We start from the raw sequence: 329 nt of genomic DNA on the forward strand, positions 1-329 counted from the left end.
AAGAATGCGCTTTCAACAGAAGTAGTGGGTGATGGTTCACAGGTAACTGCACTGAAATACAAAGACCGTGCGACCGATGAAGAACATACGGTTGAGCTTGCAGGGATCTTCGTTCAGATCGGTTTGTTACCGAATACGGATTTCCTGAAAGAAACCAAAGTTGAGTTAAGCAACCGCGGTGAGATTGTGATTAACGAGCGCAATGAAACCAACGTAAAAGGTGTATTTGCTGCGGGTGACTGCACCACAGTACCTTACAAGCAGATCATCATTGCTACAGGTGAAGGCGCGAAAGCATCACTGTCTGCATTTGACTACATCATCCGTTC

The 329-nt window shown here is 45.9% G+C and carries 1 protein-coding gene; it reads left to right on the forward strand.

Annotation, left to right across the window (positions count from 1 at the left end):
- Positions 1-329: FAD-dependent oxidoreductase (locus C8322_RS14650; protein WP_228156522.1), on the forward strand; the 329-nt coding region annotated here is incomplete at both ends.

The sequence above is a fragment of the Acinetobacter sp. SM1B genome, from assembly GCF_003289665.1.
GTDB lineage: Bacteria > Pseudomonadota > Gammaproteobacteria > Pseudomonadales > Moraxellaceae > Acinetobacter > Acinetobacter schindleri.